Origin of the sequence: Nesterenkonia sandarakina, assembly GCF_014138825.1 — a bacterium.
In the GTDB taxonomy this organism is placed as follows: Bacteria; Actinomycetota; Actinomycetes; order Actinomycetales; family Micrococcaceae; genus Nesterenkonia; species Nesterenkonia sandarakina.
Genome location: NZ_JACJIH010000001.1, coordinates 2,234,527 through 2,257,676 on the forward strand (window position 1 = coordinate 2,234,527; position 23,150 = coordinate 2,257,676).

A 23,150-nucleotide genomic window follows, 5' to 3' on the forward strand; every position below is an offset into this window, starting at 1 on the left:
GCGGCTAGGAGTTGATCAGGCGCACCGGCATCAGCAGGTACCGGAAGTCGATGGACTTCTCACCCTCAGCCTCGGCCTGCCCGGTGATCATCGCTGGTTTCGGTGCGGAGACGAAGGAGAAGCGCAGGAACTCGGTGTCGATGACGTTGAGCCCCTCGTTGAGGTAGGCCGGGTTGAACCCGACGGTGATTGCTTCTCCGGTGAGGGTGGCGGGGATGACCTCCGAAGCTGAGGCGGCGTCGTCCACCCCGGCGTCGAGGATGACCTCGTTGTCCTGGGTGAACTGCAGCCGCACATGTCCATTGCGTTCTGAGACCAGGGAGACCCGGCGAGCGGCTTCGATGAACTCTGCGGTGTTGACCACCGCGTGGATCGGGGTTTCTTCGGGGAAGAGCTGACGGATCTTGGGGTAGTCCCCGTCCACCAGGACTGACGTGGTGCGGCGCCCTCCGGAGGAGAACCCGACCAGCTCCGTGCTCTCTGAGAGCGCTATCTGCAGGGCCCCGGCTCCGGCCAGAGATTTCGCGACGTCGTTGAGCGTCTTGGCCTTGATCAGCACCGAGGTGGAGATGTCCGGTTCAGCAGGCGACCAGTGGATCTCACGCATGGCGAGTCGGTACCGGTCCGTGGCCAGGAACGTGATGGTGTCACCCTCGATCTCGACCTTAACGCCGGTGAGGATGGGCAGGGTGTCGTCCTTCGATGCCGCCGTGATCACCTGGGAGACCGCCCGGGCGAACGCGGCACCGTCAACGGTGCCTGCCAGTTCAGGCATCCCTGGAAGCTCCGGGTATTCGTCCACCGGCATGGTGGAGAGCGTGAACTTCGAGGACCGGCAGGTCAGCTGGACCCGGGAGTCCTGCAGATGCACGGTCACCGGGGCGTTGGGAAGAGACTTCACGATGTCGTTGAGCAGCCTGCCGGAGAGCAGGATGGTCCCTTCCTGCTGGACCTGGGCCTCGATGTGCAGCTGCGCGGAGATCTCATGATCGAAGCTGGAGATCGTGACCGTCTGGTCCGCAGCAGTGATGTGCAGTCCGGCCAGCACTGGTGCCGGGGGTCGGGGAGACAGCGAACGGGCGGCCCAGGAGACCGCTTCGGAAAGAACGTCCCGCTCAACAGTGAACTCCACTGATCCCTGCCCTTCTGTGGTTCTTCGACAGTCCTGCGGGGAATGTCAAGCATCTGGTGGCTGTGTCGAGTGTTGAGCTTACCTGCAAGAGCGCGCCAGAAGCCAGCAACTAGCTCGGCCACCACCATATGAGCCGCTGCGGTGAGCATGTGCCACAAGATCTGGGATCCATAGCGCCGCAGCACTGTCCCTGATCAACGAGCCGAGTGTTCTGCTGGTGCTCGGTCTGGGGTGTTTCAGAGGCCGCGGTGAGTGTTCTTTGTAGATCAAAGGGTTAAGGGTCAGAAGTGTTAACAGGTGCTGTGGAATCTGTGGATAACCCATTGCATCCCGGTACCGGGGCGTATCCGGTTGTGCACCAGGACGTGGAGCGGCTCCGTTTTGGTTGTGCAGCGGCAGTGGAGACCATTCCGGCCTGTTGAACCCGATTCCCCAGGCCACATGGAGTTATCCACAGAAGTCCGAGTTTCTACACCGCGAGCTGCACGGTTTTCTCCACAGCTGTTAACAAGAATCGGGAAAACTCCACCGCAGCTTGTGGATATGTGGGAAAAGCTGTGGATATCCTCGGTGTCAACTAGCCCGGATGCCACGAGCCCCAGGAAATGACATCCGTGTGAGTTGTGGAGCAAAGAGTTATCCACAGGTGTCAGCGACGGACTTGACTTGCCCCGGTCGGCTCTATCGGTTCAGCGCTGCTGTTTGATCTTGTTGGTCAGTTCGGTGACCTGATTGAAGACGGCTCGACGCTCCGCCATGAGTTCCCGGATCTTGCGTTCCGCGTACATCACGGTGGTGTGGTCGCGTCCGCCCAGGGCCTGACCGATCTTCGGCAGGGACATCTCGGTGAGCTCGCGCAGCAGATACATCGCGATCTGACGCGCGGTGACCAGGGTGCGATTGCGCGACTTCGAGGTCAGCTCCTCCACGGTGAAGCTGTAGTAATCGGCCGTGGCGTTGATGATCTGCTCCGAGGTGATCTCCTGGGCGTGGTCATCGGAGATCAGATCGCGCATCACTTGCTCCGCCAGGGCGAGGTCCACGGCCTGCTTGTTCAGCGCGGCGTAGGCGGTGACTCGGATCAGCGCACCCTCGAGTTCGCGGATGTTGGTGGAGATCTTGGAACCGATGTATTCCAGGACGTCGTCGGGGCAGGAGAAGTTCTCCGCGGTGGCCTTCTTGCGCAGGATCGCGATCCGGGTCTCCAGCTCGGGGGGCTGGATATCGGTGATCAGTCCCCATTCGAACCGGGAGCGCAGGCGTTCCTCGAAGCCGGAGAGCTGCTTCGGGGGCAGGTCAGAGGTGATCACGACCTGCTTGTTGTTGTTATAGAGGGTGTTGAAGGTATGGAAGAACTCCTCGACCGTCCGTTCCTTATCGGCCAGGAACTGGATGTCATCGAGCAGCAGGACGTCGACGTTGCGGTAGAGGTGCTTGAAGCTGGCACCCTCGTCGTCGCGGATTGAGTTGATGAAGTCGTTGGTGAACTCCTCAGAGTTCACATAGCGCACGCGAATGCCGGAATAGAGCCGCTGGGCGTAGTGCCCGATGGCGTGCAGCAGGTGAGTCTTGCCCAGCCCGGAGTCCCCATAGATGAACAGCGGGTTATAGGCCTTCGCGGGGGCCTCGGCCACGGCGTTGGCGGCCGCGTGGGCGAACCTGTTGGAGGAGCCGATGACGAAGGTGTCGAAGGTGTAGCGCGGGTTCAACCGGGAGGTCTCATAGGACTCGCCACCGCCGCTGGCGGTGAAGGACTCAGCGGGGACCGAACGATTCGGGGCGCGGCGTTCCATCGGACGCTGCTCCTGGGGGGTCGCGGCGCCGCGTTCGTAGTGTGAGTAGTCAGGGGGCATGTAGCTTGGCTGCCCGAAATCCTCACGAGCCCGATCGGCTCCGATTCCGCGGCGCTCCGGGGCGCGCTCGGCACGGTCATAGCTCGCGGTGTTCACCTCCGCTGTCCGACGGGGCGCTTCGACGGGGGGCTCGCTGGGGTAGAGGTCGTCCACCGCCGTGGAGGAGGCCGAGGCCGCTGAAGGTGCCGAGCTCGCGGCGCTCTCGGGCGGGTGCTCGCGCTGACGCTGGGACATCTCGGGGTCGATCACGTAGGCGCAGAGCACCTCCCGGCCGAACACGGTGCGCAGCGCCTCGCTGAGCGGCACTGTCAGAGTCGACTGCATCAGTTCCCGCACCCGTTCATGGGGCACCGCGACGGTCAGCAGCAGGGTGTCACCGAGGAGCTGCTCTCCCTGCGGGACGGCCCGTCCCACGTCGGTCAGGTTCAGGGCCCCGATGCGGTGGTTCTCCCGGAGCTCTGCGAGAACCTGCTGCCATTGGCGCGGCACATCGATCTCGGACTCAGCAGGCACGCTGCTCCCCTCGTGTAGGTCGTCGAAATTCTGCCCATAGTATTCCACAGCTTCTGTGGAGAGCCCTGTGGAACAAACCGCCTCTTCCGCGTCCTGGCAGGTCAGACGCTGTTGATCTCGCGTCGTCGCCAGCCTGTGAATCCAAGCACGATGCCGCCGACCCCGATGCCGCTGAGCCAGAGGACCGGGCCCCATGCCACAGGCTCCACCGGGTAGAGCGCGAGGTGCCCGAAGAGGTTGAACGCGGAGAACACCTCCGGGAGGTCAAGCAGCGGACCGAAGTTGGTCATCACCGCCGCGTAGCCGAGGATCAGCCACCCCAGCGTGGCGGTGAACCGGGGCGCCCAGCCAAAGGCGGCAAGCGTGATTCCCACGACGGCCAGGACTGCCGGGCCCTGATGCAGACTCGCCAGCAGGATCTCGAGGAAGCGCGGACCCGGATCGTCTTGGAGCACAGCGGCTGCCGCGGCGCCGGTGGCCACCCCGGTGAGCGTCAGAGTGACGCCCAGCCCCCCGAGGATCACCGTGAGATGCGCCCTGAGCCACTGAGCCCGGCTCAGGGAGGCGCTGAAGAGCAGCTCGGCCCGTCCATGCTTCTCCTCGGTGCGCAGCTGCGCGACGCCGCCGACCCCTGCTGCGGCCACGAAGAGCGCCAGAAACATCGCCATATATGCCAGGTATCCCAGCATCACGGACTCGCCGCTGAAGAAGCTGCGGAATTCCTCTGGGAGATCAGCGGCGGTGTCCCCCATGGACTGGGCGTAGCCGCCGAAGAGCGCACCGCAGAGGATCACGGCGATCCCCCACCCGCGCAGTCCCCCGAGCAGCGTGTGCAGCGCCACCCCGTGTGGGGTCCCCAGACGGGGGTGGGCGTGGGACCTGCCAAGACGTGAAGCCAGCAGTCCCGCACCGAGGTCTCGACGGGTGCTCAGCGCATACGCCCCGGAGATCGCGGCGCCGGTGAGCACCAGAGCCGGCAGCAGCGGCCACCAACGGTCCTCGACGTAGGGTGCGGTCTGTTGGGACCAGCCGAGAGGGGAGAACCAGGACAGGGTGGTTCCCTGCACCGCGGCCATGTCTCCGATCATCCGGATCAGATAGGCCAGCCCGAGCAGAGACCCGATCAGTGCCGAGGCGGAGCGCGAGGTCTCGGTCAGCTGAGCGCACAGCGCAGCCGCTGCGGCGAAGAGCACTCCGACGGCGGCGCCTGAACTGGCGACCAGCAGAGACCCGGTCAGCGCGAAACCCCCGGAGAGCGCCCCCAGGAGCACCAGCGCAGCCGCGGCAGCGTTGGCGAGCAGGGCCAGCAGCAGCGCCGCGGTGAGTGTGGCGTGCCGGCCCAGCACAGCCGCGCGCAGCAGCTCGGCCCGGCCTGAGGCCTCCTCTGCACGGGTGTGTCTGATCACCGTGAACATGCTCATCAGAGCGGTGAGGATGTAGATGAAGAGCACATAGCCCGCCGCATAGAAGCGCTCGAAGCTCGGTGATTCCATGCCGTAGGCGGGGCCGGTCATCAGGCGTCCCACCGGATCCGCGAAGAGACCTGCCAGCTGCGCCAGTTCGGCCTCATCGGTGACCAGGGCCTGAACGGCGTTTGCCACGTAGAAGCTCATCAGACCGATGCCGACCACCCAGAGGCTCAGCCGCACCCGGTCTTGGCGAAGCATGAAGCGCAGCATGATGCCGACGCCCACCAGGTTTCCGCGGGCCCTGGTGCGGGCGTCCTCGGGGCTTCGCGAGGCGGCACGGGTCTGGATGCTCATCATGACGCTGAAGTGCTGGGAGCAGATGGATCAGGCTCGGTGATCTCACCGTAGTGCCGGATCAGAAGCTGCTCCAGCGTCGGGGGATGGGCCACCAGGGAATGCACGCCCAGCGAGGCCAGGTAGGAGGTGACCTGCGCCAGATGCTCGCTGTCGACTTCCAGGACGGTCCGGCTGGAACCGGCGGTGTTCTTCAGGCGCAGATCGTGGACGCCTTCGAGGCGTTCCAGCGCTGCGGCGGGCTGCTGCGTCTCGACCTCGATGGTGGTCCGTGTCATGTGACGCATCTGCGCGAGCGTGCCGGTCTCCACGGTGCGACCCTTACGGATGATCGAGATCCGGTCCGAGAGCGCCTCCACCTGGGCGAGGATATGACTCGAGAGCAGCACCGAACGCCCCTGGCGCTGGGTCTCCGCGATGTCCTGTTGAAAGACCACCTCCATGAGCGGGTCCAGGCCTGCGGTCGGCTCATCGAGCAGCAACAGGTCGACGTCGGCGGCCAGAGCGGCGATGAGAGCGACCTTCTGCCGGTTGCCCTTGGAATAGGTCCGGGTCTTCTTCCGCGGATTCAGGCCGAAGCGTTCGATCAGCTCGTCGCGGCGCCGAGTCACCGCCCTGGAGTGGGCGTCCCGGCTGCGCAGCCGCAGGAAGACATCGATCACCTCACCCCCGGAGAGGTTGGGCCAGAGCTCCACCTCCCCAGGAACATAGGCGAGGCGGCGATGCAGGGTCACCGCGTCCCGCCACGGATCGGCGCCGAAGACCTTGACCGTCCCGCCGTCCGGGCGGAGCAGACCCAGCAGCACCCGCAGCGTGGTGGACTTCCCCGATCCATTCGGTCCCAGGAAGCCATGCACCTCGGCCGGATTGACCTTCAGAGACAGCCCATCCAGCGCGCGGACCTCAGCGAAGCGCTTCCTGAGGCCCACCACCTGGATCACGGGATCGTGACCAGTCATGACCAGTCCTTTCGAGACCCCGGCCAGCGCCGGGAGCTCCACGATAGGCCAGTCCGCACCCCCGGCCAATGGGTCCCAGCCGCCTTTATACACAGTGTTCTGCACAGCTGTTGAAGGGGTTGATCCGGAGCGACTTGACGCAGCCATCAGAAGCCCCCTAGTGTTGACAGGTCTCCCCAGAGTACTGCCGTGCCTGCACGCAGAAGCTTTCCGGGGCCCTAACGACTTCAAACCATCCAAGTGGGAGTACACAGTGAGCAAGCGGACTTTCCAGCCGAGCAACCGCCGTCGCAGCCGCAAGCACGGTTTCCGTTCCCGTATGCGCACCCGTGCCGGCCGATCCATCATCTCGACCCGCCGTGCCAAGGGCCGCAAGGAACTCTCGGCCTGATTCACAGCGATTCACGCTGACCGACTGGTCAGCCGGTCCGAGCCACGTGCTTCTGGGCCAACACCGCGGCCCGTCCCAACCATCAGGGATCGGGCCGTTCGTGCATCCAGGCACCCTGTACAGACTCAGGTTCGGTGCCTGCACCGCGCCACGTCGGTTCCAGCGAAGGGAGATCACACGCCGTGCTTCCCAAGGGACACCGTCTGACCTCCTCAGGTGACCACCGAGCCGCCATGCGCCACGGTTCTCGAGCCGGGGGCACCGGGCTGGTGGTCTCGGTGCTGCTGCGCTCGCAGGAAAGTCTCAGTGATCCTGAGCCCTGGCGTTGTGGCCTGGTCGTGTCCAAGGCCGTGGGCAATGCCGTGGTCCGACACCGTGTGCAGCGCCGGCTGCGACATGTCGTGATGGAGATGATGCGTGAGGGCGCGCTCGACCCGGTTCCAGAGGCCTGCCGTGACATCGTGATCCGCGCCTCCCCAGAGATCACCGGGCTGAACCACTCTCAGCTGCGCACCGAGGTGGTCTCGGCGGCGCAGCGGGCCCAGCGGAAGGCGCTGCGCCGAAGGGTGCGGGCATGAATCAGAGTCAGGACTCGCACCTGCATGGTGCACGCCACCGGCATCAGAGTGCGGCGACCACGCAGTGGGTGCGACACCGCGACTTCTACGTGGAAGACGGGGAGATCCCCGGGCGCACGGCCTCGGGGATCACCCAGCCCGAGCTGCGGCGGGGCCACTGGGGCCTGCTCCGCTCCTCACCCTCGCTCGCACTGTCCTGGCTGCTGCGGGGATACCGCAGAGTCATCTCACCGCTGTACGGTCAGGTATGCAGCTTCTATCCGAGCTGCTCTGCATACGGGTTGGAAGCGGTGACCACTCACGGGGTCATGCGCGGCATCCCGCTCACGCTGTGGCGGATCCTTCGCTGCAATCCCTTCACCGGTGGTGGAGTAGACCCGGTCCCGCCCACGGCAAGGATTTGGCCGCAAGGTGGAGTACCGACGATCATAGAGACAAACCACCCACCGATACCCCTCGGCGACGATGACTGATGCCATCGACGCCGCCGAGCCGGCAGGCCGCTTGCATATGACGCCTGGCCACGACATCTGAGAGATACATGGGCTTTTTCGACACAATCATGTGGCCCTTCACCTGGGCCGTCTCCTTCATCCTGAGCACCTTCCACGGGCTGTTGACAGCTGTGGGAATGGATTTCAACTCCGGGTGGAACTGGGTGATCTCCATTGTTCTGCTCGTGCTCGTGATCCGCATCATCTTGATCCCGCTGTTCGTCAAGCAGATCAAGTCCCAGCGCGGGATGCAGATCATCCAGCCCGAAGTGCAGAAGCTGCAGGCCAAGTACAAGGGCAAGAAGGACCCGGTCTCGCGCCAGCAGATGGCGCAGGAGCAGCAGGCGCTGTTCAAGAAGCACAACGTGAACCCGTTCATGACCTGCCTGCCGCTGCTGGCCCAGATGCCGATCTTCTTCGCGCTGTTCTGGATGCTCAACCGAATGCGCGAGGAGCAGAACCAGCTCGACGGCTACGGTGCGCTGACAGCGGCGGAGGTGCAGAGCTTCGACGGCTCCGAGATCTTTGGTGTGGGAATGTCGGACATCTTCCTGCCGGCCTTCAGCGCCGATCCGACCCGGTGGGACGTGGTGGTCCTGACCTCGATCATGATCGTGGCGATGGTAGCGACGCAGTTCTTCACGCAGAAGCAGCTGATGAGCAAGAACATGTCCGAGGCGGCCTTGACGGGCCAGTTCGCGCAGACCCAGAAGATGATGCTCTACGTGCTGCCCCTGGTCTTCGTGGTCGGTGGCGTGAACTTCCCGGTCGGCGTGCTCGTGTACTGGACGGCGACGAACTTCTGGACCATGGGTCAGCAGTGGTGGGTCATCCGCAACAACCCGACACCGGGGTCGCTGGCCGAGAAGGAACTGAACCTGCGGCGTGCCGCGCGCGGACTGGCGCCCTTCAATGAGGCGCCCAAGCCGGTTGCCGAGCAGCCCAAGCCGACCGGAAAGCACCTGGGGCAGACTTCCCAGCCTGCGAAGAAGAAGAAGAGGAAGAAGTAGCAGCCATGAGCGAGAACGAGACCCAGCTGAGCGAGACCGAGGCCTCTGACCCGGCGGCAGCGCAGGAGCCGACGGCGTCTGAGTCCCAGCACAGCGCCTCCGAGGCAGGCGAGCCTGCCACGGTGCGTCACGAGGACGTCGAGGCCGGCAGCGAGGATGCTGAGGCCGTTGAAGCTGATCAGGCGAGCACCGAAGGCGCCACCGACGAGGGTGACATCGCTGCGGACTACCTCGAGGAGCTCCTCGACATCGTGGATCTCGACGGTGACATCGACATCGAAGTGCGTGGCGGACGCACCTATGTCTCCATCCTCACGGAGGAGAATGGGGAAGAGCTCGACGACCTCGTCGGGGACCGCGGCGAGGTGCTCGACGCGCTGCAGGAACTGACCCGGATGGCAGTGCTCACCGCCACCGGTGAACGGACCCGTCTGATCCTGGACATCGCCGGACACCGCGACCAGCGCCAGGAGGAGCTCAAGGAACAGGCGGAGACCGCGATCGCGAAGGTCAAGGACCGCGGTGAGGACGAGCACCTGGAGCCGATGAGCGCCTATGAGCGCAAGATCGTCCACGACTTCGTCGCCGAGTCTGGACTCCTCAGCGAGTCCGAGGGCGAAGGCCGGCGTCGCCACGTGGTCATCTCAGCCGCCTGATCCCAGCTCACGCCTCGAGAAACGGCCCCCGAGCACAGAGAAGCCAGTCATTCGGTCCTTCATCCCAAGGAGCAAGTCATGAGCGATCCGCAGCAGGACCGCGAGGAAGCGATCGCAGAGCAGGTCAACGACGCCCAGCTCAACGAGCCGGAGCTCCCCGGACAGGGACCTGAGCTCTCGGCCCCTGAGCTGACCGAGAAGGAACAGCGCGCCGCCGAGGAGCTCTTCGGCGACCGGCTGGATCTGGCCAAGCAGTACGTCTCCCACCTGTGCTCCACGGGCATCGAGCACGGCCTCCTGGGTCCCCGTGAGGTGCCCATCATGTGGTCCCGCCATGTGCTCAACTGTGCCGTGCTCGGCCCCGAACTCACGGCAGGGACCACAGTCGCCGACGTCGGCTCGGGTGCCGGCCTGCCAGGTCTCGCACTGGCCATCGCCCGCCCCGATGTGGACTTCATCTTGATCGAGCCGATGGAGCGCCGGGTGGAGTGGCTGAGCACCGTGGTGGAGGATCTCCAGCTCGAGAACGTGCAGCTGATCCGGGCCCGCGCCGAGGAAGTCACCGATGAGGTGATGGCCGAGGTGGTCACCGCCCGCGCAGTGACAGCACTGAAGAAGCTTTTGCCCATGACAGTCCCACTCTTGGCCGACGACGGCGAGCTGCTGCTGATCAAGGGTCGCAGCGCTCGTGGCGAGATCGCTGCCGCTGGAAAGTCCTTCAGCAAGCACAAGCTCGCCGAGCCCACCGTGGAACTGCTCGGCGAGGGTCTCCTGGAGGAACCCAGCACCGTGGTGCGGTGCCGGCGTCGTTCAGCAGGACGACGCTGAGGCCGACGACCCGGGATGCTGAGACTGACTCCCGAGCATGCGTGCCGCCAGCCGGGACTTCAGTGATCTAGACTCGTACTCGTGTGCCCGCGGTGCCTCTGTGCAGAAGCGCAGGGCACGCCGCAGTGGCCCAGTGAAGACAAGGAAAGGGTGGCCCGTGCAGGAGAAGCGCGTTTCACGTGAAACCAGCGGTGCGGCGAAGGCCGCCAACGCCGCCGCCAGCACTGCCGAGGGCTCGTCTATCCTGGAGTCCCTGACCGCGTCCTCTCCCCTCGCGGCCGAACTCGCAGATGAGAATCGTCGCCGCAAGAAGCTGACCACCACCGAGCTCACTCGACCGAGACATACGCGCGCCATCACCGTCTCCAATCAGAAGGGCGGAGTGGGCAAGACCACCAGCACGGTCAACCTCTCTGCGGCATTGGCTGACCAGGGCTTCAACGTCTTGGTGATCGACATCGATCCGCAGGGCAATGCGTCCACCGCACTGGGGGTTGAGCACTCCGCGGACACGGACTCCGTCTACGACGTTCTGATCGAGGATTTCGCCCTGGCCGATGTGGTCACTGATTGCCCGGACATCCCACGACTCCAAGTGGTGCCCGCGACGATCCACCTCGCGGGGGCGGAGATCGAACTGGTCTCCCTCGTCGCCAGGGAGCAGCGACTGGCCCGCGCGCTGGCGGAGTATCACCGCTACCGCGAGGAGAACGGACTCCAGCGGCTGGATTTCGTGTTCATCGACTGCCCACCCAGTCTTGGGCTTCTCACGGTCAATGCCTTCGTCGCTGCCCAGGAGGTGCTCATCCCTATCCAGTGTGAGTACTACGCACTGGAGGGTCTGAGCCAGCTGCTGAACAACATCGGTATGATCCAGAAGCACCTGAACCCACCCCTGAAGGTCTCCACGATCCTGTTGACCATGTACGACGGTCGCACCAATCTGGCCTCGCAGGTAGCTGGAGAGGTCCGGGAGCACTTCCCCGACTCGGTGTTGAAGTCTGTGATTCCACGCAGCGTGCGCATCTCCGAGGCGCCCTCCTATCAGCAGACCGTGATCACCTACGACCGCTCCTCCACCGGGGCGCTGGCCTACCTCGAGGCGGCCGCGGAGCTGGTTCAGCGCTCCTGAGTTCGGAGTTCATGCGGCAGTGAACCGGTCGGCGCTGCTGCGGCTGGGCCTACAGAGCGATTCTCGTGGCTCCGGCGAGCGGACAGACCGGCGGAGGTCAGCTCAGGCCCGAGTGATCTGCCTTTCTGGCGGCCGTGGCCGTGTAGTGCCGGGCAGTGCACTCTCGGACGGGGTTTTACGTGAAACCTGCTGTGCCGGACCGCTTCCCACTGATCTGGCGCGTTTCACGTGGAACCTCAAGCGGCAATCTGTGCCTTCTCGAGTGGCTGCGTTGCACGTCAAGCCCACCTAAGCGAACTTTCTCTGTCCGGAGGGCGTTTCACGTGGAACGTCGGACCTGTGTGTTGGGAATCGATCGATCCAGAACTTGCGGCGCAATCAAGCAGCAAAGCGTCTGGGCCACAGATACCGCTGATTCATGGATCATGGCGCTCGTAAATGCCTGATCCTGACGGATCGCCCACCTGGTCGAGGATGGCCGGAGTTCTACTGCGGCGGCATGACCGATCAGATGCCGGCCATGGGCTCATCTGCACGAACAGCGAGCTGGTTTGCGGTCAGTCCCAGGGAATTGAGTCCGATTTCCGGTCCGCGAACTCGGTCGTCCTCAGCGATTCGGCCTGTTTGCCGGAGAGTTTCACGTGACACGAGCACTTGTCTCCTCGGAGCGTGTGAACAGCGTGGGTTTCACGTGAAACCGGCTTTTACGGTCCTGGTGGCGAGCGCTACAAGGCGTCGTTCTTGTTATCGGCGTCCTTGGTGTCGACGATTGCGGTGCATTTTCGCTCGCCCATGCCCCGCTTCCTGACAGAAGGGTGCTCATCGATGGATGGCTTGGTGTTTCACGTGGAACAGAGCCAAGATCACCTGGTAGGAGATCCCTGGCGGGTCGGCTCAACGGCTGCCAGACTCGAGATCTTCTCTTTCGGAGACACTGTGATCGCGCGGGACTGGTTGGTATTCAGAACGCGGCGATAAGGATGGAAAGACGCGTTGAGCGCCAAGCCGCGCATGGGTAGGGTGCCAGGTTCCACGTGAAACGCTGAGCCCTCGTGTCTCGCCTGACCCGAACCCGTGGTTTTGCTCCGTAGAATAGATGCGGCCGTCCTGCACGTGGAACGGCGCCGGTTCTATCTGCTAGGAGGCTGCCGCATGGCAGAACGTAAACGTCGCGGGCTTGGTCGGGGCTTGGGTGCATTGATCAACAGTGATGCGGCCGAAGAAGCTGCGGCTGCCGAGCAGGCTGCGGCGGACGAGGCGGCAGCAGCAGAGTCCGCACAGGCCGCGAGGGCAGAGCAGCTGTCGGCAGGCACAGGGTCGGCGCCCGAAGGTTCGGCAAGCACAGGGTCGGCGGGCGCAGGTTCGGCGCACGGGGGGTCGGAGACCGTGGCCGAGTCAGCAGAGAGCTGGGACTCTACCTCCCAGAAGGCGCGGCGGGGCCGGCACGATTACTCACGGGCTCCAGAGTCCACGGATGGCGCGGACCCGCGGGCGGGATCCCGGCAGGTTTCACGTGAAACCGGGGGAAACCGGGCACCAGCTCCGCGCCCGATCGATGTGTTCTTCTCAGCAAAGTCAGACCTGGATCGGCAGGTGATCGCACGGGAATCCGCCACCATCGCGCGGCCAAGCACCTCATCCAGACGATCCCCCGGTGGCCAGCGCGCTCCCATGCCAGACGTGCTCTCGCGTGGTGCGGCGCGATCCAGTGCGACCGCAGCGGGGCACGCTCCTGCGGGCAGCAATGCCTTGTCGCTGGAAGATGAATCCGGCACAGATCAGGCGACCAAGGGCTCCCTCGGGGCCAGCGACCCCACCGAGGCCGCCTGGACCGAGACCGTTTCACGTGAAACCGGCGGCTCGGTGGACGGAGCCGAGTTCAGGTCCATCCCAGTGGATGCGATTGTCCCGAACCCACGTCAGCCTCGTCAGGAGTTCGACGAGGAGCATATGGATGAGCTGATCCACTCGATTCGAGAGATCGGCGTGCTGCAGCCCATCGTGGTGCGACCCGCGGGACCGGACCAGTATGAGCTGGTCATGGGTGAACGGCGCTGGCGGGCCTCCAAGACCGCCGAGCGGACATCGATTCCAGCCATCGTGCGGATGACCACCGACGATGATCTGCTCCGCGACGCTCTTTTAGAGAATATCCACAGATCCCAGCTCAATCCTTTGGAGGAGGCCGCTGCATACCGGCAGTTGCTTGATGATTTCAACTGCACCCAGGACGAGCTTGCGGAGCGCATCGGGCGATCCCGTCCGCAGATCAGCAATACACTGCGCCTGATGAAGCTGCCCCCGGCCGTGCAGCGCCGGGTGGCCGCCGGAGTGCTCTCTGCTGGGCACGCAAGGGCCCTGCTGGGGCTGAAGTCTCAGGAGCAGATGGATCAGCTGGCCGGGCGGATCGTGGCCGAGGGGCTGTCGGTGCGTGCCACCGAGGAGGCCGTGACCCTGGCCCAGCGGGACCAGAACACGGGAGATCTGGGCCGGGAACGCGCGAAGAGCCCTCGGGTGCGTCAGCTCGAGGAGTTCTCCGATGCGCTCACGGACCGCCTCGACACGCAGGTCAAGATCACCCTCGGAGCCAAGAAGGGCCGGATCGCGATCGACTTCGGCTCCATCGATGATCTGCACCGTCTGATGGACATGATCGGTTCGCGCCCATGAGTCGCTGACCATGCACCCCTGGACGGGGTCATCGAGTTTCACGTGAAACAGGTGGGGCCCGGAACGCAGCTGCGTTCCGGGCCCCACCTGTAAGAGCCCCGAAGTTCGGGGCCGGTTGCTACTTCAGCAAATCAGCGAACTCCTGCTCGAGGACCTGCTTGGGCTTCGCGCCGATCGAAGACTGCACGTGCTCGCCGCCCTTGAAGGCGTAGACCGCAGGGATCGAGGTGATCCCGAACTTGGCCGCGGTGCCGGGATTCTCATCCACGTTCACCTTCACGACCTCGATCTTCTCCGGATTCTCGGCCGCCAGCTCCTCCAGGATCGGAGTCAGCATGCGGCAGGGGCCGCACCACTCGGCCCAGAAATCGACCAGAACCGGCTTATCGGCCTGCAGGACGTCCTGCTCGAAGCTTGCATCGGTGACGTTCTTGAGATCTGACATGTAGATCTCCTTTCTTAGGACGGTACGGGGGCAGTGTTGGTAGGGGGAGTCGGCACCTTGGCGGCCTCAGAGTTCAGCGTGTCGGCCAACCAGTGTTCGACGTCGAGGGCCGCCACACAGCCGGAACCTGCAGCGGTGATCGCCTGCCGGTAGGTCGGATCCAGGACATCTCCGGCGGCGAAGACGCCGGGCAGCGAGGTCCTGGAGGTGCGCCCCTCGACCCAAGCGGTGCCCTCTTCTGTCAGCGTGATCTGATCCTTGAAGAGCTCGGTGCGGGGGTCATGACCAATAGCCACAAAGACACCTGTCACATCCAGGGAGGATGGCTCCCCGGTGGTGGTGTCGCGCAGCAGCAGGCGGCTGACCTTGCCCTCGCCCTGGACCTCGGTGACCTCGGTGTTCCAGATGAACTCGATCTTCTCGTTGGCCTTCGCGCGGTCCGCCATGATCTGGGAGGCGCGCAGTTCACCGCGGCGGTGCAGGACGGTGACCTTGGAGGCGAACTTCGTGAGGAACAGAGCCTCCTCCATGGCGGAGTCTCCGCCGCCGACCACCGCGATGTTCTGCTCCCGGAAGAAGAAGCCGTCGCAGGTGGCGCACCAGCTGACGCCGTGGCCTGAGAGCGCCTTCTCGCCCGGCACGCCGAGCTCGCGGTAGGCGGATCCGGTGGCCAGCACGACGGCGCGGGAATGCAGCACGTCCCCGGCACCGGTGGTGATCTGCTTGATCGGCTGATCCAGGAGCAGCTCGGTGGCATCCTCGTGGCGGATGTCCGCGCCGAACCGGCGGGCCTGCTGCTCCATGTTCATCATCAGGTCAGGGCCCATGATGCCCTCGGGGAAGCCGGGGAAGTTCTCCACCTCTGTGGTGTTCATCAGCTCCCCACCTGCGGTCACAGAGCCGGTGAGGATGATGGGGTTCAGGTTTGCACGGGCCATGTAGACGGCCGCGGTGTAGCCAGCAGGGCCGGAGCCGATGATGACCACGTCATGAACCTGGTCAGGGGTCTGTTCAGTCACAATCACATGTCCTTAGCAACGGTCGTGGTGTCTGGAATATTGAACATCATCGATGTTCACCCTATTCCATCACCCGCCAGCCTACTGGAGCCATGTCCGGCACCCCACCGCAGTGAGGGTTCAGTCGATGCGGATCTGTGCCAGTTCGGTGCTGAAGGGAAGTCCGTCGGCGTTGGGCGAATCCTGGCTCGGCAGCTCTGTGATGTTGATGATCACGTAGCCTGCCGCACCTTCGGCGTCGACCTCCACTGTGGTCTCGTCCCAGTTCAAGGTGCCCTCTGCGACCTGCTGGGCACCTTCGAAGCTGGGTGAATCGTTGACCAGGACCTCGAAGGCGCCCCCGGAGCTCTCGCCCACCTGGTTGACCGTGACGGAGGAGATCTCTGTGGGTTCCTCCAGCTCGGCGATGAGGCCGACGCCTGAGCTGAAGCCACCGAAATCAGCGGTGGCGAAGGACAGTGTGACCCAGGTGGTGGAGGGGTCGCCGTCGAAGAGGTTGGAGAGCTGGCCGTCGCGATCGGCGATCAGATCCGGGGAATCCGGCACAACCCGGGTGATGCCCGCGATCTCCGGTTCTGGACCGACGGTCTCCGCGGGTGCGGACTCCTCGGAAGAGGCTTCCTGATCCCCGGCCTCGTCGGAGCCCTCTGCTGCAGCCTCCTCGTCAGCCTCCTCCTGGTTCTGATCTGCAGTGGCGGCGGTGTCTTCGGACTCCCCGCCGCGCAGGTTCAAGAACATCACCACGGCGGCGATCAGCAACAGCGCGGCAAGCCCTGCAGCGGTGATCCAGCGTCCTATTCCGGGCTTCTCATCCCGGAAGTCCGTGTCAGCAGGCTCTGCGGTCGCAGGGACCGAGCGTGAGCCCGCGGCGCCATCAGAGGCCGCCCCAGAGGATGCAGCAGCGGCTGCACCGGCGGCGGGGACCGTGCTGCCGCCTGCTGCCCCTGCAGTGTCCGCATTCGAGCCTGTGGAGGGCTCAGCGGGCCCCTGCATCGTGGTCTCTTCGTCCAATCGCGGGACCGGCCGGATCAGACCGGTGAAGGAGACCGATTCATTGAGGCGACGCGACCGCGGCGGTCCGGGCAGCGGGGGCTGCGAGGCCTCCGGTGGGCCTGGCGGAGGGTTGAACGTCTCGACCGGGGAGTCCGGGGGATTGTCCACGACCTCATCCCCGTCCAGCTCGTCCTGACGGGCACCGGCTGCACCTGAGGCCTCCCCGTGGGAAGGCGCCTCCCCATAGGCGCTGGAGGCGGTGGAGGCGGTGGAGACGGGTGTGCCCTCGGAGGCTCTGTCAGGCTCCGTCGCCGGGGCCTGAGCTGCTGACGCCGGCGCTGAGGAGGGTGCTGCCGGGGCTGCTGCAGCGGCGGAGGGTGTGGCGGAGCCAGTGGGTGCAGTCGAGGCGATCTCACGGGTGCCGCTGAAGTCCTCCGGGGTGTCGGCAGCCGGGTCGGCGGAGGTCAGTTCCATGTCCAGGCGCAGGAAGTCCGCGACTGCGGTGTGCTCCGGATCCTTCTGGCCTGCGGCCATGGCCAGCGCGGCGGCGTCGTTCTCGGTGTTCAGCCGTCGATTCAAGGAGTCAGACACCTTGTCCAGGAAGGCGGGCCGACGTCGTCGGAAGCGGCGTGCGGCGTCCTGGGAGCGATCATCGGAGGCCCCGGCGTGCAGGCCGGCGTAGTACTCGTCGTCGTCCTCGTAGGTCTCGGGCTCCATCACCCGGGACTGCCCGAAGAGCTCGGATCCCAACGAGTCGGTGAAGAAGGGCTCCACGTAGGGGGCGGTGTCCGGGACCACCAGATCCAGCAGAGTGTTGGGGTCCACCAGGGTGGAGATCAGGTAGGTCCGCTCATCGGTCAGGCCGAGGTCGAGCACCTGGACCTCGGAGTCTCGTGACCCCATCGCCAGTTCCCGTGCCGAGGTGGCCACCTGTTTGGCGTTCGAGCGTGAGGCCAGCAGGATGCTCACATCTCGGTCCAGGACCTCATCGCTCGCCTGGAAGACGATGTCCTGGTCGGCAGACGTCACCACGTGATGGGTGACGCGGTAGCGCCCACCCACTAGATCGCCGACGCCGAAAGGCTGCGCCACAAGTTCTCCTCGGTCCGGGAAACATCCTGGCCACCGCTCAGGACGGCCAGCAACTGATCATCCCAAGCCTACCGGGCCAGGCGGGACAGTGCTGGAACGCGCCTGGCCAGGGGCGCGATGGCAGCGGTGAACTCCTCCACGCGCAGCCAGCGCAGCATCACCACGAAGACCACTGCCATCACCACCCCGACGACGGCGCAGCTGATCACCGCGGTGAAGATGGAGTTCCAGGCGAAGCCCCAGGTGTAGCCGCCGAGCAGCCACAGCGTCGCCGCCCCGGCGAGCCCGGCGGTGGCCGCGCAGGCCCCGGAACGCAGATACGCTCCCAGCACCGAGGCGAAGTCGAAGCCGCCCCAGCGGCGGACCACCAGCAGGTGGCAGATCAGGTACTGCAGCATGTGCAGCGCGGTGAAGAGTCCGATGACCAGGTAGGGGATCAGCTCGTCGGGGACCACCTGGGCCAGCCCGTAGGCGGTGCTCAGGCCCACCGCCGCGATGATCGCGTAGATCAGCATCGGGGTCTTCGCGTCCTCCGCGGAGTAGAAGACTCGCATCAGGTAGAAGCTGGCGGAGCGGAAGGGCATGCCCAGGGCCAGCAGCACGAGCAGCTGCCCGATGGCGGCGCCGGCGAGGTTCGCGTCGGCGGCGGCACCGCCGAAGATCCGGCCCAGCGGGCCGGCCAGGACCAAGACGGCCACCATGCAGAACATCACGGGGATCGCGAAGATCCGCAGCCCCTCGTTGATGATCTCCCGGGCCCGGGAATAGCGGCCCAGGTCCATCGCGCGGGCGAGCTGGTTGAAGAGCACCGTGGCGATGGAGAGCACGAAGACCGAGTGCGGCAGGATCGCGATCAGCTCGGCGACGTTGGCGGCGTACTCACCGGGCACCGAGGCGCCGAGCTCCCCCATCCCCTCACGGGTCGCCGTCGCTCCGGAGATCAGGCGCATATAGAGCAGGTTGGCGATGTTGCCGACCAGCATGGTCACCAGGGTCCACCCGGCGATCCGGCCGGTGGAGGCCAGGCCCATCCCTTTGAGCCCGAACTTCGGGCGCAGTTTCAGCCCGAGCCGGGAGAGCGGCCACAGCAGCAGCAGCGCCTGGGCGATGATCCCGACGGTGTGCCCGGCGGCGAGCCAGATGGTCTGCTGCGCGGTCCACTCCGTGAGCTGGTCGTCGCTGGCGGCATACCGGCCGAAGGTGATGATGAAGCTGAGGATCACCCCGATGGCGATCAGGTTGTTCAGCACCGGGGCCCACATGTACCAGCCGAAGCGGGCGTTGGCGTTGAGCACCTGTCCGGTCACCGCGTAGAGCCCGTAGAAGAAGATCTGCGGCAGCGTCCAGATCGCGAAGGCAGTGCCCAGGGCGAGCATCGGCTCGGTCCAGTTCCGGGTCAGGGCGAGCACGATCGGGTACGCCGCGAGGGTCAGCAGCACGGTGAAGACCGCGAGCACGGTGGTGGTCAGCGTGAGCAGCCGGGAGGTGTAGTCCGCGCCCCGGTCGGGGCGCCGGGCGGCCTTGATCAGCTGCGGGACCAGCACCACGTTGAACATCCCGCCGGCGAGCAGCAGGTAGATCACATTGGGGACGGTGTTGGCCTTCTCGAAGACATCCGCGACCAGAGTGGTGGACCCGATGGCCACCGCCAGCAGCGCGGTGCGCACGAAGCCGAGCACTCGGGAGACCAGCGTCCCCGCTGCCATGATCGCGCTGGCCCGGGCCAGCCCCTTGGCGGGCAGGTGGCTCTGATCCGCCGCAGGGTCGGAGGCGGAGCCGGAGGCGTCCGCGGGGCCGACGGGCTCTGCGGAGCTCTCGCTGGCTGCGGTGCCGTCCGGGGTCGCCGGAGTCGCAGGCGGAGGCGGCGGAGCGCCCGGGTCGGTCTGATGGGGGGAAGCAGCAGTCATCGTCAGAGGACTATAGCCGGGTCAGCTGGACTGCACTGACTCATCGATCACCTGACGCGCGAGGTTCACGATCCGGCGCTCATTGGGGAAGGAGAGCGTTCGCTCCAGCGCGTCGATGTCCACCCAGGCGACGTCTACGGCTTCATGGTCGGGGTCGTTCTCGATGCTGAGCTCCCCGCCCACAGCCTCCATCAGGTAGTGGTGCACCGTCTTGTGCACCCGGTGCGAGGGGACGGTGAACCAGTACTCGATGCTGCCCAGGGAGGTCAGGATGGCGCCCTGAACCCCGGTCTCCTCGGCCACCTCGCGCAGCGCGGCCTCCTCGAAGGTCTCTGAGCCCTCGGGATGGCCCTTGGGGAGGCACCATTCCAGGCGTCCGCCCCGGTTGTAGCGCGCGATGATGGCCACCTCGAAACCGGGGGATGCGGGACGGATGACCACGCCTCCTGCGCTGACCTCCTCGACCGTGGGAAGGCTCCCCTGCTGCCGGGTGCTCTGGCGGGCCGGCACGCGCCGGGCACCCATTGACACCGTCAATGGGGTGCGCCGTTCATCGCCGGTCTCCGGTCTGTTCATACCGAACACTCTAATCGGATCGCCGCCGAGATCACGGCGCGATGTCCCGCGCCGGGCGTGGATCCCAGTGCTGAGGCGGGTGGGAGCGGTGCTCGGCGAGGCATATGGGACACTGTTTCCGCTATGCCTTACCTTCCCTCTGGTTTCCCCGACGGCGCCTGGCTGCCCGAGGTCGTCGTCGAACTCGGCGAACGCTTCGCCGCCCACGGCTTCGAGCTCTCCCTGGTCGGAGGTCCCGTACGGGACCTCTTCCTGGGACGCACCTCCCCGGACCTGGACTTCACCACCGCCGCCACCCCGGATGAGATCATCGCGACGGTCTCCGGCTGGGCCGACGCGCACTGGGACATCGGCCGGGACTTCGGCACCATCGGGATCCGCAAGGGCGCGGACTCGATCGAGATCACCACCTACCGCGCCGAGGCCTACGACCCTGGCTCACGCAAGCCGCAGGTCAACTTCGGCACCGACCTGGGCGAGGACCTCATCCGGCGGGACTTCACGGTCAACGCGATGGCGCTGAAGCTGCCGGGCTTCGAACTGGTGGACCCGCACGGGGGCGTGAAGGATCTGCACCTGGGCGTGCTGCGCACCCCGGCCACGCCGGAGGAGTCATTCTCCGATGACCCGCTGCGCATGATGCGCGCGGCGCGCTTCGCCTCGCAGCTGCGCATGGAGGTCGCCGAAGAGGTGCTCGCCGCGATGACCGAGATGTCTGCCCGGCTGAGCATCGTCTCCGCAGAGCGGATCCGCGAGGAGCTGGTCAAGCTGATCTGCGGCGCGGACCCGCGTGCCGGGATCGACCTGCTGGTGGACTCCGGGCTCGCGGAGATCATGCTCCCGGAGTTGCCCGCGCTGAGGCTCACCGACGATGAGCATCACCGGCACAAGGATGTCTACCAGCACTCGCTGCAGGTGCTGGAACAGGCCTGCGCCCTGGAGACCGACGAGGACGGCCCGGTGCCCGGGCCTGACTTCGTGCTGCGCTTCGCGGCGCTGATGCACGACGTGGGCAAGGCCAAGACCCGGCGCTTCGAACCCGGTGGCGGGGTCAGCTTCCGGCACCACGACGTGGTCGGGGCCAAGCAGACCCGGCGTCGGATGCAGGAGCTGCGCTTCGACAAGGCCAGCATCGCCGCGGTGAGCCTGCTGGTGGAGCTGCACATGCGCTTCTACGGCTACGGAGACCAGGGGTGGAGCGACTCCGCGGTGCGCCGCTACGTCACCGACGCCGGAGACCAGCTCGAGCGTCTGCACCGGCTCACCCGATCGGATGTGACCACCAGGAACAAGAAGAAGGCGGCCCGGCTCGACCACGCCTACGACGACCTCGAGGCGCGCATCGTGGAACTCGCCGAACGTGAACAGCTGGACCGGATCCGGCCGCACCTGGACGGGGAACAGATCATGGAGGTGCTGGGCATCGCTCCAGGACCCGAGGTGGGCCGGGCGTATAAGTTCCTGCTCGAGCACCGCATGGAGCACGGACCGGTGGAGAAGGCAGAGGCCGTGGAGATCCTGAAGGAGTGGGCCTCAGCGCAGCTCTGAGCTTGGCGCCGGCCCCGGTGCGGAGCCAGGCTGGGGAGCGTGAGCGGAGTCTGGCTCACGAGCGCGTGCAGAACCAGGCTCAGGCCCGCGAACGGCACCGGCCTCTGGGCCGCGACCGGCATTGCGCACCGGGTCTCGCTGGGGGCGCAGGATGTCGAGAACCACCTGGATCATCAGGTAGAGCGTGGCACCGATGTGGCCCAGCACCGCGGTGATGTAGAGCGCGGTGTCAAAGGAATGCTGCGCCTCGTGATCCCCGACGATGCCCGCCAGGTGCATCCACACCGCCCAGAAGTGCAGCAGCTGGAACCCCTGCCAGATCAGCGCATCCCGCCAGCGCGGCGCCGCCAGCGCGATGAGCGGAACCAGCCAGATCATGAACTGCGGCGAGTAGACCTTGTTCAGCAGCAGGAACGCCGCCACGATCAGGAACAGCAGCTGGACCATCCGCGGGGGATGTTCGGCGCGCAGACCCAGCAGCAGGATGCCCGCGCAGGCGGCGGCGAAGAGCCCGAGTGAGAATCCCGAGATCGCCGTCGCACTCAGCCCGGAGGCCCCCCGGCCCTCAGCGATGAGCTGCCAGAGGTACCAGGGCGAGGAGTATCCGGCGCCGCGCTCGGCGGAGAGCTCGAAGAACTCAGACCAGGCGCTGAAGCTCAGGGCCATCGCAGGCAGGTTCAGGATCAGCCAGCTGACCACCGCTGCGCCGAGGACCCGCAGGAAGACCCCGAAGCCCAGGCCGGTGTCGCGGCGCAGCACCAGGACCAGCACGGCGCCCAGTATGAACAGCGGGAAGAGCTTGAAGGAGACCCCGACGCCGATCATCACCCCGGCACTGAGATGGGCTCCGCGCTGGAAGGCCAGGATGGCCAGCGCCATCGCGGTCACCGCCCAGATGTCCCAGTTGATCCCGATGCCGAAGATCACCGCAGGAGAGACCGCCACTATCGCAGCGTCCCAGGGCCGTGCGCCCGCGGCCTTCATCACCACCAGCACCAGCACCAGCCACGCCACCGCAGCGGCGGCGAAGCTGAGATCCCAGTACAGCAGCGAGCCGCGTTCGGCGCTCCAGCCCAGTGCCGCGGTCATCTCCTGGGCGAGCAGGAACCGGGTCGCGGCGGCCAGCAGCGCCGCGATGAGGCTGGTGAGCACCGGATACTCGAAATAACCGGTGCCCAGCAGCGGGCCCCACGGCGCGTCGTCGAGCCCGCGCTGAGCGAAGAGCGCACTGATGTCCGAGTAGCAGCCGGCGTGATAGACCTCGACCCCGCCCCAGCCGTTGATCCGGCAGTACTGGCTGGTCAGCGCGGAGAGCAGGATCCCCAGCAGGGTCAGCCCCAGCAGCACCGGGGCGGGGGATCGCCGGGGGCGCAGCCGGCTGCCTGCGGGTCCGCCGAGGCGCTCCGAGAGGTGCCGCAGCAGTGGATCGTCCCGGGTCGCGGCGACCGGTGTCGGGGTCTTCGGGGACTGGGTCATCGGCTCCACGATAACCCTCGGGGTCCACGGGCTATAGGCTTCACTCTCGGAGACACCTCTATGACTGAGATCACCTTCAGGTTCCCATGCGTCACGCACCGGGGGCTATCAGGAC

General features: G+C 65.8%; 20 protein-coding genes. 9 read left to right on the forward strand and 11 right to left on the reverse strand.

The window, feature by feature from the left end:
* Positions 1-4 precede the first annotated feature (4 nt).
* From dnaN to HNR24_RS10140, 4 genes are all read right to left on the reverse strand, one after another.
* A complete protein-coding gene (dnaN, locus tag HNR24_RS10125; RefSeq protein WP_182495691.1) occupies positions 5-1,132 on the reverse strand; it encodes a DNA polymerase III subunit beta in 1,128 nt (375 codons plus the stop codon).
* 689 nt (positions 1,133-1,821) lie between these two features.
* Positions 1,822-3,399, reverse strand: coding sequence for a chromosomal replication initiator protein DnaA (gene dnaA, locus HNR24_RS10130; RefSeq protein ID WP_415860001.1), 1,578 nt, complete (start codon positions 3,397-3,399; stop codon positions 1,822-1,824).
* 200 nt (positions 3,400-3,599) lie between these two features.
* Positions 3,600-5,264, reverse strand: coding sequence for an ABC transporter permease (locus HNR24_RS10135; protein WP_058887904.1), 1,665 nt, complete (start codon positions 5,262-5,264; stop codon positions 3,600-3,602).
* Positions 5,261-6,220, reverse strand: a complete 960-nt coding sequence (locus HNR24_RS10140; RefSeq protein ID WP_182495692.1) for an ABC transporter ATP-binding protein — start codon at positions 6,218-6,220, stop codon at positions 5,261-5,263. Before HNR24_RS10140 ends, HNR24_RS10135 begins: the two co-directional genes overlap by 4 nt.
* 253 nt (positions 6,221-6,473) lie before the next feature.
* On the opposite strand from HNR24_RS10140, the gene rpmH reads away from it, so the two are divergent.
* The 3 genes from rpmH to yidD all read left to right on the forward strand — a co-directional run bounded on the left by rpmH (position 6,474) and on the right by yidD (position 7,662).
* The gene (gene rpmH, locus HNR24_RS10145; protein ID WP_083504652.1) at positions 6,474-6,611 is read left to right on the forward strand and encodes a 50S ribosomal protein L34; all 138 of its coding nucleotides are present in this window, start codon (positions 6,474-6,476) and stop codon (positions 6,609-6,611) included.
* Between the two features lie 134 nt (positions 6,612-6,745).
* On the forward strand, positions 6,746-7,189 hold the full coding sequence (gene rnpA / locus HNR24_RS10150) for a ribonuclease P protein component (RefSeq protein ID WP_220477204.1): 444 nt from the start codon (positions 6,746-6,748) through the stop codon (positions 7,187-7,189).
* The gene (gene yidD, locus HNR24_RS10155) at positions 7,186-7,662 is read left to right on the forward strand and encodes a membrane protein insertion efficiency factor YidD (RefSeq protein WP_083504650.1); all 477 of its coding nucleotides are present in this window, start codon (positions 7,186-7,188) and stop codon (positions 7,660-7,662) included. Before rnpA ends, yidD begins: the two co-directional genes overlap by 4 nt.
* Here the strand turns inward: yidD and HNR24_RS14105 are convergent.
* The gene (locus HNR24_RS14105; protein WP_232301725.1) at positions 7,616-7,858 is read right to left on the reverse strand and encodes a hypothetical protein; all 243 of its coding nucleotides are present in this window, start codon (positions 7,856-7,858) and stop codon (positions 7,616-7,618) included. The two genes, yidD and HNR24_RS14105, sit on opposite strands and share 47 nt — an antisense overlap.
* Here HNR24_RS14105 and yidC point away from each other — a divergent pair.
* The 5 genes from yidC (at position 7,752) to HNR24_RS14395 (ending at position 13,979) form a co-directional block, all read left to right on the forward strand.
* Entirely contained in the window at positions 7,752-8,693 is a 942-nt protein-coding gene (gene yidC / locus HNR24_RS10160; protein ID WP_232301719.1) for a membrane protein insertase YidC, read from the forward strand. The genes HNR24_RS14105 and yidC overlap by 107 nt on opposite strands.
* A 5-nt stretch (positions 8,694-8,698) precedes the next feature.
* Positions 8,699-9,349: a Jag family protein gene (locus HNR24_RS10165; protein ID WP_083504649.1), complete on the forward strand. Its 651-nt coding sequence runs from the start codon at positions 8,699-8,701 to the stop codon at positions 9,347-9,349.
* Positions 9,350-9,427: 78 nt separating this feature from the next.
* Positions 9,428-10,177: a 16S rRNA (guanine(527)-N(7))-methyltransferase RsmG gene (rsmG, locus tag HNR24_RS10170; protein WP_083504648.1), complete on the forward strand. Its 750-nt coding sequence runs from the start codon at positions 9,428-9,430 to the stop codon at positions 10,175-10,177.
* Positions 10,178-10,421: 244 nt separating this feature from the next.
* Complete coding sequence (locus tag HNR24_RS10175) at positions 10,422-11,309, forward strand: ParA family protein (protein WP_058888151.1); 888 nt, start codon at positions 10,422-10,424, stop codon at positions 11,307-11,309.
* A 1,386-nt stretch (positions 11,310-12,695) separates the two neighbouring features.
* A complete protein-coding gene (locus tag HNR24_RS14395; protein ID WP_445668754.1) occupies positions 12,696-13,979 on the forward strand; it encodes a ParB/RepB/Spo0J family partition protein in 1,284 nt (427 codons plus the stop codon).
* A 118-nt stretch (positions 13,980-14,097) separates the two neighbouring features.
* Here the strand turns inward: HNR24_RS14395 and trxA are convergent, their stop codons facing one another.
* From trxA to HNR24_RS10205, 5 genes are all read right to left on the reverse strand, one after another.
* On the reverse strand, positions 14,098-14,424 hold the full coding sequence (trxA, locus tag HNR24_RS10185) for a thioredoxin (RefSeq protein WP_058887901.1): 327 nt from the start codon (positions 14,422-14,424) through the stop codon (positions 14,098-14,100).
* A gap of 14 nt (positions 14,425-14,438) precedes the next feature.
* Positions 14,439-15,449 (reverse strand): thioredoxin-disulfide reductase, encoded by a 1,011-nt coding sequence (gene trxB, locus HNR24_RS10190; protein ID WP_375139275.1) that lies wholly within the window; start codon positions 15,447-15,449, stop codon positions 14,439-14,441.
* Between the two features lie 114 nt (positions 15,450-15,563).
* Positions 15,564-17,528, reverse strand: a complete 1,965-nt coding sequence (locus tag HNR24_RS10195; RefSeq protein WP_157075355.1) for a hypothetical protein — start codon at positions 17,526-17,528, stop codon at positions 15,564-15,566.
* Between the two features lie 68 nt (positions 17,529-17,596).
* On the reverse strand, positions 17,597-19,435 hold the full coding sequence (murJ, locus tag HNR24_RS10200; protein WP_083504647.1) for a murein biosynthesis integral membrane protein MurJ: 1,839 nt from the start codon (positions 19,433-19,435) through the stop codon (positions 17,597-17,599).
* A gap of 21 nt (positions 19,436-19,456) precedes the next feature.
* A complete protein-coding gene (locus HNR24_RS10205) occupies positions 19,457-20,011 on the reverse strand; it encodes an NUDIX hydrolase (RefSeq protein WP_058887898.1) in 555 nt (184 codons plus the stop codon).
* A 123-nt stretch (positions 20,012-20,134) separates the two neighbouring features.
* On the opposite strand from HNR24_RS10205, the gene HNR24_RS10210 reads away from it, so the two are divergent.
* Entirely contained in the window at positions 20,135-21,559 is a 1,425-nt protein-coding gene (locus HNR24_RS10210; RefSeq protein ID WP_058887897.1) for a CCA tRNA nucleotidyltransferase, read from the forward strand.
* On the opposite strand, the gene HNR24_RS10215 is transcribed toward HNR24_RS10210, so the two are convergent.
* On the reverse strand, positions 21,545-23,035 hold the full coding sequence (locus tag HNR24_RS10215) for a glycosyltransferase family 87 protein (RefSeq protein WP_182495694.1): 1,491 nt from the start codon (positions 23,033-23,035) through the stop codon (positions 21,545-21,547). The two genes, HNR24_RS10210 and HNR24_RS10215, sit on opposite strands and share 15 nt — an antisense overlap.
* Positions 23,036-23,150: the final 115 nt, after the last annotated feature.